This window comes from Aneurinibacillus danicus (genome assembly GCF_007991215.1).
GTDB classification, from domain to species: domain Bacteria; phylum Bacillota; class Bacilli; order Aneurinibacillales; family Aneurinibacillaceae; genus Aneurinibacillus; species Aneurinibacillus danicus.
The window spans coordinates 1-14420 of record NZ_BJXX01000093.1; the positions used below are offsets into that span (position 1 = coordinate 1).

Annotated in this window: 16 protein-coding genes and 1 riboswitch; of the genes, 9 read left to right on the forward strand and 7 right to left on the reverse strand. The window is 49.5% G+C overall.

The window, feature by feature from the left end; translation table 11 throughout:
* Nucleotides 1–287: 287 nt before the first annotated feature.
* Nucleotides 288–1193 (forward strand): chemotaxis protein, encoded by a 906-nt coding sequence (locus tag ADA01nite_RS10820; RefSeq protein ID WP_146809994.1) that lies wholly within the window; start codon nt 288–290, stop codon nt 1191–1193.
* A 74-nt stretch (nt 1194–1267) separates the two neighbouring features.
* On the forward strand, nt 1268–1426 hold the full coding sequence (locus ADA01nite_RS22015; protein WP_170230227.1) for a hypothetical protein: 159 nt from the start codon (nt 1268–1270) through the stop codon (nt 1424–1426).
* 267 nt (nt 1427–1693) lie between these two features.
* On the opposite strand, the gene ADA01nite_RS10825 is transcribed toward ADA01nite_RS22015, so the two are convergent.
* Both ADA01nite_RS10825 and ADA01nite_RS10830 read right to left on the reverse strand, forming a co-directional pair.
* Nucleotides 1694–2467: an SIMPL domain-containing protein gene (locus tag ADA01nite_RS10825; RefSeq protein ID WP_146809983.1), complete on the reverse strand. Its 774-nt coding sequence runs from the start codon at nt 2465–2467 to the stop codon at nt 1694–1696.
* Nucleotides 2468–2554: 87 nt separating this feature from the next.
* Entirely contained in the window at nt 2555–2860 is a 306-nt protein-coding gene (locus ADA01nite_RS10830) for a hypothetical protein (protein ID WP_146809984.1), read from the reverse strand.
* 233 nt (nt 2861–3093) lie between these two features.
* Between ADA01nite_RS10830 and hflX the strand changes: the two genes are divergently transcribed.
* The 4 genes from hflX to glnA all read left to right on the forward strand — a co-directional run bounded on the left by hflX (nt 3094) and on the right by glnA (nt 7569).
* On the forward strand, nt 3094–4353 hold the full coding sequence (hflX, locus tag ADA01nite_RS10835; RefSeq protein WP_146809985.1) for a GTPase HflX: 1260 nt from the start codon (nt 3094–3096) through the stop codon (nt 4351–4353).
* A 24-nt stretch (nt 4354–4377) separates the two neighbouring features.
* The gene (locus ADA01nite_RS10840) at nt 4378–5646 is read left to right on the forward strand and encodes a methionine gamma-lyase family protein (RefSeq protein ID WP_146809986.1); all 1269 of its coding nucleotides are present in this window, start codon (nt 4378–4380) and stop codon (nt 5644–5646) included.
* 114 nt (nt 5647–5760) lie between these two features.
* Entirely contained in the window at nt 5761–6165 is a 405-nt protein-coding gene (locus tag ADA01nite_RS10845) for a MerR family transcriptional regulator (protein ID WP_146809987.1), read from the forward strand.
* A gap of 69 nt (nt 6166–6234) precedes the next feature.
* Entirely contained in the window at nt 6235–7569 is a 1335-nt protein-coding gene (glnA, locus tag ADA01nite_RS10850; protein ID WP_146809988.1) for a type I glutamate--ammonia ligase, read from the forward strand.
* A 69-nt stretch (nt 7570–7638) separates the two neighbouring features.
* Here the strand turns inward: glnA and ADA01nite_RS10855 are convergent, their stop codons facing one another.
* The 4 genes from ADA01nite_RS10855 to tenA are packed head-to-tail and all read right to left on the reverse strand — an operon-like array spanning nt 7639 to nt 11239.
* Complete coding sequence (locus ADA01nite_RS10855) at nt 7639–8409, reverse strand: energy-coupling factor transporter transmembrane component T family protein (protein WP_146809995.1); 771 nt, start codon at nt 8407–8409, stop codon at nt 7639–7641.
* On the reverse strand, nt 8375–9973 hold the full coding sequence (locus ADA01nite_RS10860; RefSeq protein ID WP_146809989.1) for an ABC transporter ATP-binding protein: 1599 nt from the start codon (nt 9971–9973) through the stop codon (nt 8375–8377). The genes ADA01nite_RS10855 and ADA01nite_RS10860 overlap by 35 nt, the downstream gene beginning before the upstream one ends.
* Complete coding sequence (locus ADA01nite_RS10865; RefSeq protein WP_146809990.1) at nt 9951–10550, reverse strand: ECF transporter S component; 600 nt, start codon at nt 10548–10550, stop codon at nt 9951–9953. The genes ADA01nite_RS10860 and ADA01nite_RS10865 overlap by 23 nt, the downstream gene beginning before the upstream one ends.
* Nucleotides 10547–11239 carry a thiaminase II gene (gene tenA, locus ADA01nite_RS10870; RefSeq protein WP_146809996.1) on the reverse strand — a complete coding sequence of 231 codons (693 nt, stop codon included), beginning with the start codon at nt 11237–11239 and terminating at the stop codon, nt 10547–10549. The genes ADA01nite_RS10865 and tenA overlap by 4 nt, the downstream gene beginning before the upstream one ends.
* Nucleotides 11240–11380: 141 nt before the next feature.
* Nucleotides 11381–11486: riboswitch (TPP riboswitch) on the reverse strand.
* Between the two features lie 192 nt (nt 11487–11678).
* Between tenA and ADA01nite_RS10875 the strand changes: the two genes are divergently transcribed.
* Both ADA01nite_RS10875 and ADA01nite_RS22020 read left to right on the forward strand, forming a co-directional pair.
* Nucleotides 11679–12296, forward strand: a complete 618-nt coding sequence (locus ADA01nite_RS10875; RefSeq protein ID WP_146809991.1) for a trimeric intracellular cation channel family protein — start codon at nt 11679–11681, stop codon at nt 12294–12296.
* A gap of 254 nt (nt 12297–12550) precedes the next feature.
* The gene (locus ADA01nite_RS22020; RefSeq protein ID WP_170230228.1) at nt 12551–12688 is read left to right on the forward strand and encodes a hypothetical protein; all 138 of its coding nucleotides are present in this window, start codon (nt 12551–12553) and stop codon (nt 12686–12688) included.
* Between the two features lie 248 nt (nt 12689–12936).
* On the opposite strand, the gene ADA01nite_RS10885 is transcribed toward ADA01nite_RS22020, so the two are convergent.
* Entirely contained in the window at nt 12937–14031 is a 1095-nt protein-coding gene (locus tag ADA01nite_RS10885) for a CotH kinase family protein (protein ID WP_218029548.1), read from the reverse strand.
* Between the two features lie 178 nt (nt 14032–14209).
* On the opposite strand from ADA01nite_RS10885, the gene ADA01nite_RS10890 reads away from it, so the two are divergent.
* On the forward strand, nt 14210–14420 hold a 211-nt coding region (locus ADA01nite_RS10890; RefSeq protein ID WP_146809993.1), incomplete at its 3' end, for a hypothetical protein.

The window sequence follows — 14420 nt, forward strand, 5'->3', positions numbered from 1 at the left end:
TTTTTCGTCCTTAGATCTTTGTTCCTCTCTCCTTCTTTTTTTATTTCATGAGCAAGGAGTAAATAAAGAGTGGAAATTAAGTATTTAAATACTGCGTATAACATTCACAAAAAATATTCCAAATTAGCCTCTAGCCCGAAAGCCCGTTGATAAGGTACTATATTACTAAGAAGTATGAGAGTCTAATGTACCAAACATAAAATGTAGGGTGTAGACGGATAGGGATACACCGATAACCTGAATGCAGAACGGAAAGGGAACGAGGAAAGGGGCCGGGACATATGGCGATGGATGATAAAAAGGGAATTCTTTTGGAGAGCGGCACGAATGAACTAGAAATTATCGAGTTTGGGATTGCAGGTGAAACATTTGGTATTAATGTAATTAAGGTACGTGAGGTTATCAATCCTGTACCGGTAACGCGGACGCCGAAGATGCATCCGCACGTTATGGGAATCATTCAGCTGCGCGGCGAGGTGCTTCCTGTAATCAATCTGGCGAAAGCGCTGGGCTATCCGCCGTCCGAGCATCCGGAACAAGACAAGCTAATTATTGCTGAGCTGAATCAGATGAAAGTAGCCTTCTATGTGCACTCTGTGTCGCGCATTCATCGGATTTCCTGGGAGCAGATTGAGAAACCGTCCGAATTGGCACGTGGTATCGAAAGCAGCACGACCGGTGTGGTAAAATTGGACGATCGCTTCATTCTGCTGTTGGACTTCGAGAAAGTGGTGGTAGATATCAGTCCGGAAACGGGCATTAATATGGGTCAACTGAAAGATTTAGGCTCTCGCTCTCCATCCACCAAACGTGTGCTTCTTGCGGAAGATTCCGCTATTCTGCGCAAGTTGATCGAAGAAACTCTGCACGAAGCCGGTTATGTACATGTTGAAATATGCCAGGACGGAAACGAAGCGTGGAATTACCTCGAGCATCTTGTTCGTACCGGAAAGAATGTAGTCGATCATATCCAATTGGTGATTACGGATATTGAGATGCCGAAAATGGACGGCCACCACTTGACAAAGCGTATCAAAGAACATCCGGAGTTGCGCAAACTGCCGGTGGTTATCTTCTCCTCGCTCATTACGGACGACTTGCGTCATAAAGGCGAGAAAGTAGGAGCGGACGCACAGGTTAGTAAACCGGAGATCGGCAACCTCATAAAGATTATCGATCAATTGGTTTTATAATCGTAAGCACACAGCGATAAAACCAGGCGGTTCGGGCCATACTATAGGCAGCGTTTGGCAAAGGAGGAACAGCAATGACCGACCGAAACAAACGACAAGCGGCTGAAATGACGCATCCGCGCAGCCAACCGTCGCGCCTGGATCAGTTTGGCCGGGACGGCCAGATTCCGCTTACAGGCCAGGAGCCGCCGAAGACGATATCCATGGCTGAAGCGGAAGAAGAAAAAGAATAGAAAAGTCGTTTCTAGAGAAAGGAAAGCCCTGCGGCCAAAAAGTGTGCCGGAGGGCTTTTCTGCATCGTTTTCTGTAAAAATCATGAAAAAGGAAAGATGGAAAGAGGAAATAAGATCCAGGGAAGAAAAAGGCCTTCGCCTTTTTCTACATTATTAAAATCCTGTTCTCGTTCTTTCCGCTTTTTTCTTTCTTATCACAGAATTAAGCCGCTCTTCTCATGATTTTCATAAAGCGACAATTCTGCTTCGTGCATAGAGAGGGCCAGGTTAGTAGGAATACGTCACGATCACAGAAATTCCCACTTTAAGCTCACCCGGATACACCCGGCTTTCGCTGCTCTCTTCCTTTGCCGCATCGCTCATGCTGCCTGTGCGCGGCAGGTTGTATAGATATACCGGTGGAGCTGGTGCTATGCCGTCCGTAATCTGTACCGTTTCTTTTATTTTCACGCCGGCGCGTTTGGCCATTCGCTCTGCTTTAAGTCTGGCGTTGTCAAGCGCCGCATCCATGGCGTCCATCCGGTATTCTTCAATTTTTTCAGAACTGAACGAAACGTTTTCGATCCGGTTGGCTCCCGCCGCCGTCGCCGCATCGATTAGCTGACTGATGCCTGCCAGGTTCCGATACTTTACCTGGACGATTTGCTCTACCTGGTATCCTTTGAGCTCCTGTTTATTATTTTCCCAGGAATAATCGGGCATGGTGACAAAGCGGACGGTTTGAATGTCCGCAGCGGGAATATTCAGCTTTTCCAGTGCACTGTGGATAGCCTTGAATTGTTTGGCATTTTTCTCCTGGGCTTCGCGTGCGGTCTTTCCGGTAGTATGAAGACCAAGCTGAACATAAGCGATATCCGGCTGAACGACAACCTCTCCATATCCGGTTACCGTGATGGTACGAAGCGCAGCCGTGCTTGTACTTGCAGCATTCATCTGCGGCTCAGCAGCGTAAGCGGCAGGGGCGGTCAGTGCACCGGTGAATAAGGCGGCGCCAAGCAGTACGGCGCAGCTGAGTGGCTTGAAGCGTTTAACGGTAGTCATGTTTTTCCTCTCCTTTGTCCATATGGTAACTATATGGACGGATCGGCCGCGAAGAAAGTTGCGAGCGCTTAAATAAAGAAAGCCTGCCTATACCGGTATTCGGAAACGGTGTATCTGTTCCCATAACCCTTCCTGTACCAGAACTTCTTTTTGTTTATCACCGATTAAGTCAAAGTGTGGAAATCCCTTACGCATATGCAGGTGTTTTTGCTCCAATCCATAGGTCTGTCCCCATTCCAGCAGGGTGTCCAGGTTGGCACAGCCCGCTTTGGTGACCGTTTTGATACCCGGATAGCGCGGGTGTAGCCAGAAGTGGGTTAAGAGCGCCACTTCACCTCGCCCGACCTTCGTTTTCCAGGCGGCAAGCTCTGCGCGTGTAATGCCAAAAGCCATGTTTGTTCCCTCCTTACCTTAATATTATATCGAAAAAAACAAATAAAAAGTGTTCGCTGGATAGTGAAGCGGCTACCCGAATAAGGGGAACGTTTTTCTTTCATTATAGTAGGGAAATTTCGTGTGAATGGAGGACTGTTTTGATAAGATAGTATAATAGTGTAAGAAGCTTTCGTGCAAAACGGTGCGAAAGCAGGAGACTTTGCGTTTGTAAGGAGGCGTTTGCAATACACATTGTAGATGAGCGAAAAACCGAACGGGCGATTCTCGTCGGCTGCTACCGGAAAAACAGCGACCGGCGCTATTTTGACCTGTCGATGGAAGAGTTGGCGGAATTGACGAGAACCGCGCAGGCAGACGTCGTCGCCGTGTTGACCCAGGGGCGTGATCAGGCGGATGCGCGTTTGTATGTCGGTAAGGGCAAAGTAGAAGAAATCAATCGTCTGGCGGAAGAATTGGAAGCAGACCTGATTGTTTTCAACGATGAGCTGACGCCGATGCAAATTCGTAACCTGGAGCAGGTCATCGAGTGCAAGGTTATCGACCGTACACAGCTTATCCTTGACATTTTCGCCCAGCGTGCCCGTTCACGGGAAGGCAAGTGGCAGGTCGAGCTTGCTCAATTACAGTACCGTCTGCCGCGCCTGACAGGAAAAGGGGCGGAACTGTCCCGTCTTGGTGCGGGTATCGGCACACGGGGGCCGGGAGAGACGAAACTGGAGTCGGATCGGCGCCATATTCGCCGTCGAATCAGCGAGATTGAGGCACATCTGGCAGAGGTCAAACGACATCGCCAGCTATACCGCGATCGGCGCAAGAAAAACGAGGTATTCCAGGTTGCCATCGTCGGCTACACGAACGCAGGCAAGTCAACAATCTTGAACCGTCTGACCGATGCGGGTATTCTCGAGGAGGACAAGCTGTTTGCCACGCTTGATCCGACCTCACGCCGTGTGCGGCTTCCGGGTGGTGAGGAAATTATCGTAACCGACACAGTTGGTTTTATTCAGAATTTGCCGCACCAACTGGTGGCTGCCTTTCGTTCTACGCTTGAAGAGGCGGCTGAAGCGGATTTAATTCTGCAAGTGATTGACGCCTCCCATCCTGATTATCAAATTCACATGGAAGTGGTGGACGAAGTGCTGGCTCAGCTGGGAGCCGAAGCCATTCCACGCCTGACTGTCTTCAATAAGATGGATGCCGTAGAAGAGCGGCCGATTGCAACGATTTCGGGATCGGTGCTGTATATTTCCGCGTACCGAGAGGACGACATAGAACGCTTGCTTGCGGCGGTGGAAGTGCATATCGAAAGCGGGTACAGCCGCTACCTGCTGCGCCTGCCGACGGCACGCGGCGACCTGTATGCCCTTGTGCACCGCAATCTTCACGTTCTCCGTGAAAACGTCGATGAAGACGGCATGTATTATGAGCTTGAGGTGAAAGGAAAACATATCGAACAGCTTTCGCCCGAGCTTGCAGAGTTTATCATTTAAGAGCGTATAGAAGGGACAGATAACGTGTTTTCGTATTTAAAGCATGGAGAGAAATTAGCACCGTATGTTGAGCAGGTGGAAGCAGAAATCGGCCCGCGCCTGCGTGAGATCGAGAGAATGGCTGACTACAATCAATTTAAAGTACTGCGTGCGTTTCGCAAACATCAGGTGAGTGACTTTCATTTTGCGCCGTCGACCGGATACGGATACGATGATATGGGGCGTGAAACATTAGAAAAGGTCTATGCAGACGTATTCGGCGGTGAGGCGGCGCTCGTGCGCACGCATATTCTGAGCGGTACGCATGCGATTGCGATTGCGCTGTTCGGTATGCTGCGCCCGGGTGACGAGCTCCTGTACATTACCGGTGCGCCGTACGATACATTGGAAGAAATCGTCGGGGTACGCGGTCACGGCAAGGGATCGCTCAAAGAATTCGGCGTGGGCTACGCCGTAGTGCCGCTGACGGCGGAAGGCGAAATCGATAAAGAAACGATCGCCCGCTCGATACATACAAATACGAAAGTAATCGGCATCCAGCGTTCGCGCGGGTATGCGGATCGCCCGTCGTTTACGATCGCAAAGATTAAAGAGATGATCGAGTTCGTCAAAGGCATTCGTCCGGACGTCATTGTGTTTGTCGATAATTGCTACGGCGAATTCACCGAAGAGAAAGAGCCGCTTGAAGTAGGAGCCGACATCATGGCTGGCTCGCTCATTAAGAACCCGGGCGGGGGCCTGGCGAAAAGCGGCGGCTATATCGTCGGACGCGCCGACCTGGTGGAGATGGCTTCATATCGCATGACTGCACCGGGCTTAGGGGCCGAGGTTGGCTCGACACAGAGCGGACTGCTGGAAATATTTCAAGGGTTTTTCCTCGCACCCCACGTGGTAGGAGAAGCGTTGAAAGGCGCGGTATTCACGGCCGGACTCCTGCAAAGATTAGGTTTCAAGACAAATCCGAGTTGGGATGCGCCGCGCACGGACCTTATTCAATCCGTCGAATTCGGCACGGCCGAAGGGCTCGTGACGTTCTGTCAGGGCATCCAGAAAGCGGCCCCGGTCGATTCGCATGTGGTACCGCAACCGGGCGATATGCCGGGATATGCCGATCCGGTCATCATGGCTGCCGGCACGTTTATTCAAGGTTCAAGCATCGAACTGTCTGCCGACGGTCCGATCCGCCCGCCGTATCTCGGATTTGTGCAGGGTGGTCTGACCGCTTCGCATGTCAAGGTAGGTGTGCTGACCGCGTTGGACGGGATGATCGAGAAGAATTTGTTAAAAATCTAAAAAAGTCTAAAAAAATGTGTAAATTTATCTAACATGTATTGACGAGGAAAGTTAACATATGTAGAATAAGAACCAAGGAAGCAAGGAGATTCACCGGCGAAAGGAGATAAAGAAATGAAAGATGATATTCGCCGCAATATGGCTCTTTTTCCGATAGGAATCGTGATGCAGCTGACAGAACTAACAGCGCGTCAGATCCGCTACTATGAGCAGCAGAATCTGATTTCTCCGGCGCGTACGAAAGGAAATCAGCGCCTGTTTTCCTTTAATGATGTAGACCGCCTGCTGGAAATCAAATCGCTGCTTGAGAAAGGACTTAATATTGCCGGCATCAAGCAAGTGCTTGCGATGAAGCAGGAAGGCAAGCGAGTCAGCAATATGCTTTACGAGAAAGTCGAACAGGAACGCAAAGAAATGTCCGACCGCGAGCTGCGTGATTTTCTGAAGCAGCAAATGTTTACGACCCGGCCGGGGCAAACACCGCTTAATCGGGGGGAGCTTTCCCGCTTCTTCCATTAATGAATCATCTATAAAAAATCATATGGGAGTCTCCTTGCTGAGGAGAGATCTTAAGGAGGTTGTTTGGAGATGGCAGCAAAGTACACGAAAGAAGACATTTATCGCTTGGTCAAAGAAGAGAATGTAAAATACATCCGCCTGCAGTTCACTGACCTGCTCGGCACGATCAAGAACGTAGAAATTCCGACGAGCCAGCTGGAAAAAGCGCTCGATAACAAAATGATGTTCGACGGATCGTCTATCGAAGGATTTGTGCGCATCGAAGAATCTGATATGTATCTGTATCCGGACCTCGATACGTTCGTTATCTTCCCGTGGACAACGGAAGACGGCAAAGTTGCTCGCTTTATTTGCGACATCTACACTCCGGACGGTCAACCCTTCATGGGAGATCCCCGTCAAATCCTGAAAGCCGCGCTGAAAGACATGGAAGATCTGGGTTTCACGTCTTTCAACCTTGGACCGGAGCCGGAATTCTTCCTGTTCAAGCTTGATGAACATGGCCAGCCGACGAACGAGCTGAACGATCAGGGCGGATACTTTGACTTCGCGCCGCTCGATCTCGGCGAGAACTGCCGCCGTGATATCGTACTGACGCTCGAACAAATGGGCTTCCAGGTAGAGGCGTCTCACCACGAAGTGGCGCCGGGTCAGCATGAGATTGATTTCAAATACGCAAATGCGGTCGAAGCGGCTGATCAAATCCAAACGTTCAAGCTTGTTGTGAAAACGATTGCCCGTAAACACGGTCTGCATGCCACATTTATGCCGAAACCGCTGTTCGGAATTAACGGCTCCGGTATGCACTGCAACCTGTCTCTGTTCTCCGGCGACAAAAATGCATTCGAAGATCCGTCTACAGAGCTTGGCTTGAGCGAAACGGCAATGCAATTCCTTGCAGGCATCATCAAGCACGCACGCGGCTTTGCTGCCATCACCAATCCGACAGTCAACTCCTATAAGCGTCTGGTTCCTGGTTATGAAGCGCCTTGCTATGTGGCATGGTCTGCGAAAAACCGCAGCCCGCTGATTCGTATCCCGGCTTCCCGCGGTTTGAGCACCCGTATCGAAGTGCGCAACCCGGACCCGTCAGCGAACCCGTATTTGGCACTGGCCGTTCTTCTGGCAGCAGGGCTTGACGGTGTGAAAAACAAACTGCAAGCTCCGCCGGCAACAGATCGCAACATTTATGTAATGAACGAAGCAGAGCGCAAAGAAGCCGGCATCGACAACCTGCCTGCAACGCTGAAAGAAGCGATCGAAGAGCTGAAAGCGGACGAAGTTATCAGCGCCGTACTGGGTGAGCACGCGCTTGAGCACTTCGTAGAAGCGAAAGAAATCGAATGGGATATGTTCCGTACAGCGGTTCATCCGTGGGAACGCGAACAATACATGAATTACTAATTCAAACTGGTTTTCGAAAGATCAAATCAAAATCCCGGCAGCGATATGCTGCCGGGATTTTTTGCGGTATTACTCGTTCCATGCCCAGTGCAGCCAGCCTGAAAAAGCGGAAACAGCCGTAATGACAGCGACAGCAAGGAAGAGAGTACCGGCATATACATAATCACTCTTTGACGTTACGGGAGTGTGATAATACGTACGGTTGCGCGAACCGTCAAATCCTCTGGCTTCCATTGCGATCGCCACCCGTTCCGCCTTGCGGATACCCTGGGTGAACAGAGGAAGTGTATAGCGGGCAAATGATTTTAACTTCCCCTGCGCATGAAATCCTCGGATTTTATGTGCGGCTTTCATCTGCGCAAGCTCACTTTGAAACAGAGGTACAAACCTGAGACCTGCCAGCAGTCCGTATCCCCATTTGGGCGAAAGGCGATACTGGTGAATTAAACTCATAACCAGCTGTGTCGTATCGGTAGTTGATGTGAACAGCAGACCGTACGTAACGAATCCGAGCATGCGAAACGCAATCGTCAGACCATGGTAGATGCCTTCTTCCGTGATGCGGAACCAGGCAAATTGCCCAAGGACATGTTCGCCTTTGCCGAAAGCGGCCAGCATCCAGAAGACCAGCAGGAAAAATCCGAGATACGGTACAATCCGCTTTCTTATATACCGCATGGTCCATCCCCCGAACATGACTCCAACGATGATGGATAGCAGCCAGAGCAGAGCGGAAGTAATCGGATCGGCAATCATCATGAGAAACAGCATAACGGCTAAATGGGCAGTCAATTTTACAGCCGGATTAACGCGAGCCAAACGGGAGCGGTTGGCATGCATCATGGCGCATCCTCCTTTCCCATTCATAGTGAAGCGGCCGCATCAACCCCGGCAGAGAAGCGCCGGAAGAGAACAAGTCGTACGGGGCACCATTAAATTGAATCGTACCGTCTGCAATCCAAATGACACGGTCTGCGTACCGGTCCACCAAATCCATATCGTGTGTGACCATGACAATGGCGGTTCCTTGTTTTTTTCGCTCTTCCAAACGAGCGAGTAATTGGGCAGCGGTGGCAGCGTCCTGTCCGAACGTTGGCTCATCTAAGAGGAGCACTTTCTGATCAAACAAGAGCATTGTCGCCACGCTCAACCGTCTTTTTTGGCCCTGGCTTAGCATGAACGGATGATGATCGCGATGCGCATCCAGGGTGAATTCCTGCAGCAGGTGGTTCGTTTTGTCCGCAAGTACATGTTCGTCCCATTGACGAACGCGTCCCCCGAATGCCACTTCATCGTATACCCGATCCGTGACGAACTGCAGCTCCGGATTTTGGAATACGAAGCCGACCTGTTCGTACAGCTTTTTGGCCGGCCACTTGCGGACGGGTCGCTCCTGAAAGTATACCTCCCCGTGTTTTCCTTTTTCCAATCCGGCGAGCGCTTTTAGCAGTGTGCTTTTTCCGGCGCCGTTCTCACCGATGATGGCCGTCCATTCGCCCTGCCGAAGCGAAAACGAAACATGTTCAAGGATATTGGTTTTGCCGTAGCCGACGGTCAGATCGCGTATGGTGTAGATGTCCGGCTCTACCGCCCCTTTCGACCTGGCTCGCGTCTCGCTTTGCTTCAGTTTTTCGCGCCACCCGGTCTGCAGCGGATGGGAAGGGGTACAGGCCTCTTCTAGGGTATGGGGGAAGAGACGGGGCCGCCAGATGCCAGCGGCCTCCATTTCTTTTTCGTATCGGGTCAGTACGTCTTTCGGTGCACCCTCTCCGATGATGCGTCCCTGGGCATCAAACAGGACGACACGATCCATCCAGTCAATCAAACCATCCAGTACGTGCTCGATGAATACCATGGTCATTCCTGTATCCGATACCGATTTGAGCAGTGTGAACACATCCTGCCGTCCCTGCGGGTCAAGCTGTGCCGTCGGCTCGTCGAAGAACAGTACATCCGCTTCGAGTGCCAACAGGCACGCGAGCGCCAGACGCTGCTTCATCCCGCCGGACAGCGTCTCGATCGGCGTATCCTTGGGCACAGACAGACCCGCCTGTGCCATCGCTTTTTCAATACGGCCGTTCATTTCATCCCGCGGAATGCGGCGGTTCTCCAGGCTAAACGCAATCTCATCACCGACAGTCAGCATGCAGAATTGGGCATCCGGGTCCTGAAACATTATGCCGACGGATTCAGGGCGTGTCACCTCGCCGCTTACTTCCGCTTCAATCGCGGCGGGAATAATTCCTGACAGCACAGACAGGAGGGTGGATTTTCCGCAGCCGCTTGGCCCGAGCAGCAGTACTTTTTCGCCACGTTGAATCGAAAGGCTCAGATGCTGCAGCGTGAAGGAGGGAGCATCGTAGAAACGGACCGAAAGATTGTTACATCCTAGATACGGAATCATATCCTTCACCACGTTGCTGTCTGCGCTGCCGCATCATTTCGTACTGCTGAAGAATGCCGGTTTTCGCCAGCGATTCGGCTATCAGTTTTCCGAGTACTCCTCCGAGGATAGCGCCGCTGACTATTCGCAGTGCAAACGTAGCCGCGAGTACACCCGGAGTATAATAGCCGAAGCCATTGGCCAGCAGGCTGTAGATCATGCTGCCGACCGCAGCGAGTACACCCGAGAGCATGAGGACGGGCAATGAATACTTCTTATAGCCGAACAGGAAAAAGGCCAATTCGGCGCCCAGTCCCTGAAAGAATCCGATTAACAGCGAAGAGAGACCAAAGTGGCTGCCCGTGAATACTTCAACGGCCGCCGCCGCCAGCTCCGCAATCAGTGCGGCGCCCGGTTTGCGTACAATATAAGCGATCAACGGACTCGCCACCACCCAGACACCGAACATCACTTCAGCGCCGACCGGTCCTATCAGCGCCGAGATCGGAAGCCAGAGGGTAGACCAGCCAAGGTACAGCACGCCGCACGCGATGGACAGTACGACGGTCAGTACAACTTCCCGCATTTTCCAACTCATCGTTTCATCACCTGTCCCAACTCAACCGGCCAGGTTTGCTTTGTATACGCCATATCCCAGAAGAGGTATTCCAACTGGCAACTGGTAAGGAAATGCTGCTTCATTTTTTCTTTCTCCATTTCATTGGCCTCTTCCGCCCAGCGGTCAAGCCGTGCGCAGAATCGATCGGTCAGCACGTTCATGGATGCCTCGCCATAAAAAGTAATCCATTCATAGAACGGGTGCGAAGGAGTGGGATTGACTTCTTTAAGCAGCTTTTGTCCGATTTCAAGATATGTCCACGGGCACGGCAGAAGCACTGCGATGATTTCTCCGAGCGTACCTTCATGCGCGACCGTCAGCATATGGCGAATATAATGGCTTGCATTCGGCGCAAGCGGATAGCCCTGCACATCTTCATAACGGACGCCCGCTACGCGGCACAAGTTGTTGTGGGGATGGGCTTCGCCGTGCAGTACGAATGAGATCTGCTCGGCAAACATCGCCATGTCTTCGCGTTTCTCGCATTTAGAGATGGCGATGCCGTAGATGCGGGCGAAGGCGTTGAGATATTCAAAATCTTGTTTTACATAATGGATGATGGCTTCTTTGTCCAAATTCCCATCGGCAATGCCCCGCACGAATGGGTGAGCGAAGATGGCCTCAAAGATTGGATCGGCATCCTGGCGAAGCTGTTGGGTAAATGTCATCATATAAATTCCTCCTAACAAATCAATTTTTTCAGGGAAGAAAGTGCTCCACCGGTCCCTTGCCCCAATAAAAAGCCGCTCTACAAGTAGAGCGGCATGCGAGACAAAGAATAACGCGCCATCACAACCAAATTGGAATGGCCAGTCGTCATGCCACTTCCCTACGCTGGTATAATCCAGATCAGGTTCGAAGGGATCAAGGCTACTGCGCCTTATCTCAGCCGTTACGGCACCCCCAGTGGACTTTCCTATGAAATTATCCGTAGAATAACAGGTTCGGGCTGACCTGTCAATGCTGTAAAATGCAAAAAGATAGACGATGAAATTTTTCGAATAAACTATCTTGTCGGCGGTTTTGCTTGACGATGTGCAAGGACCTCTTGTAACCTGTTGAAAGATTAAATATCAATGAGGGGAAAAATAGAGAGGAAGATGCAGCGTGACGTGGGAGATTTTGAACATTATCGGCACAATGGCGTTTGCGCTGAGCGGCGCGGTGGTGGCGATGGAAGAAGAGTATGATATATACGGCGTATTCGTGCTTGGCATGGCGACTGCATTCGGTGGCGGGATCGTGCGGAACTTTCTTATCGGTATTCCGGTGCCTACGCTTTGGGAGCAGGGAACGCTGCTATGGACAGCGTTACTAACCATGCTGGTGTTCTTCTTTCTGCCGGTAAAGTTAATCGCATACTGGCGTCGCTCGGAGGTGTTCTTTGACGCGATTGGTCTCGCGGCATTTGCTGTGCAGGGCGCGTTGTATGCGACGCAGCTCGATCGTCCGTTGAGCGCAATCATCGTGGCGGCGGTAATGACAGGCATCGGCGGCGGCGTGATTCGCGATGTGCTGGCGGGTCGGCGTCCGATGGTGCTGCAGGAAGAAATCTACGCTGTATGGGCGATCGGAGCCGGGCTGTGCATCGGCACGGGGATTGTAGACATTGGAGATTCCGTACAGTTGTATGGGCTGTGCGTTGCGATTGTTGTGCTGCGAGTGTTGTCTGTATTCTATAAATGGAAACTGCCGCGTCGTTCTTTGCATAAAGCGGTGCAGTAAACTACAAACCCCGGCCTGGTGTCAATGACATAAGGCCGGGGTTTCATTTGCTTGCTTATCGTCTTTGATTTTCCGAATCTTTCAATTGCTGTTGTAATCTTAATTTTGTGTACGATTTGTAAAAAGTCAGAAAAACAGAAACTTGCTTTATTCCTATTTCGTATAGGAAATTGTAATAACGTAGACTTTGGCTCCCTTCAAAATGATTGCGTTTAAAGGTTTGCAAAAATATACGGATAATGGAGGGAATAGAAATGAATATAGTTTTTACTGAGCTTACGTGCAGAAGTTGCGGCGTTAAATTAACAGAATATGAAGCAGAGGAAAAAGATGCGCTATGCATGGAATGTTACAATGAAAAGAACGCTGAAGTTTTAGCGGGAATGAACTAAGCCTGTTATAATTTTATAGAGTGAAAAGGGAGCCATTGTGCTGGAATGTACAAACCTGCCTCTATACCGGCATGCCATGCAGGCGGCAACTGGTATGCCGGTATTTTATTGTAACGCTGACCCATTATGTGTACGAATCGCTGCCTGTACTGAAGAATATCCTCACCCCAAAATCAAGCCGCGATCTATTGTAAAATTGAAGCCCCCGCTTCAGCGATTGCCCGCTCAGTGGGGAAGTATTCATGGAATTACTGTTTTAAATCCGACAAACGTTCACGCAGATAATGATTTCTCTTCACAATAAAACGGGTGATGTACTCCGATTCCGCATCAAATTTCTGGATGTCTTTTTTCTTATAGTCATCTCTTACAAGATAAGGACGAATAGAATTCATTAGCGAATGAATCTTAGGTTCAAGTGATTCTAGAGTGAACGAAGTTTCAAGTATTTCTTCAAGAAGTTCACAATACCTGGATCGGAAATGTGGAACGTCGAGAAGCCGTGCGGAAAGAGTATTATATCCCTCAATTGGAACATAATCATGCTCCATCATCTTCCCCTTACAGTCCCTTCCCCATGTTCCATCATAGTCCCAAGGAATAAGTTCAAATAAGCCTGTCTGCTTATTATGGTATAAAGCATAGTTATGGACAAACCCGTCATAATTCTGAGTGCAAACCGCTCCTGCTAACCATCGGAAGTACTTATCTACATCAATATAATAAGCAATCTCTTTACTAAAACTTGAACGCGGTATGGTGTTAATCTTATAAATCAATTCACGCAGAAGTTCGTCATCTGATTTGGTGCCGCATTTTCGTTCATAACCGGATTCAAGTGTTTTTTTTGCATCATTATAATGATGGCTCACTAATGAAAAATTTGCGTCATTATTAATTGCATAATAAACCGGCCCTAAAGGCAGCCCTCTTTTCTGGAGAAATAGCTCATTTACGGATTCGAGTTGCAAATAGACTCCTAAAAATTTCCCGTTCAGGGTGAGCAGAACATGTTGAGCGCGTGGTGAAAGAACGCCAATCGTCCGAAAAAAGTCCAGGGAGAGTTTATTTCGGATTAAAGAAGGATCAGCGTATTCAGCGTTTAGATGGATTTCCTGCTCTCCAAATAACGAGGCATGTTTTATAAAACGTACATAATAGGATTTTTTTGGGAACTTACGGGTAAGCGAACCGCGATAGGCAAAATCGATTTCATATTTCATATTGTTTGTTTTCAGCTTAGCCGGTACAGGCTCATCGCACCATATATCTCTCCGCAACTCATGTAAATCCTTCGGATGAATGTATAGATAATAGTGTGGTATATCACTAGTTTTAGTAATTACCATATATTTCTTCCCTCCGTTTTTATTGATTACATTTTATGTAAGGAGAGAAAGATAGGTTACAAAAACTGGGTAGTTGATTAATTTTTATATAAGTCCACACTATTTTTTTGTTCATCCATAAAATATTATACCTGCCAATTAAGTAGGGAATCTGCAAAAAGGGGTGTTTATTATGAGGACATTGACACAGGAGGAAATCCGTGAAGTTATTTCTGATAGTGCAAATGCCGAGTTAGTAGAAATGTTTATGCGAAGAGAGCCAGTTGAGATAGATAAAGAGCCAACAGCCGCAGGAAAGCACAGTAAAGGCCGCCATCATTCTAAAGGTCGCCATCATTCTAAAGGTCGCCATCATTCTAAAGGCCGCCATCATTCTAAAGGCC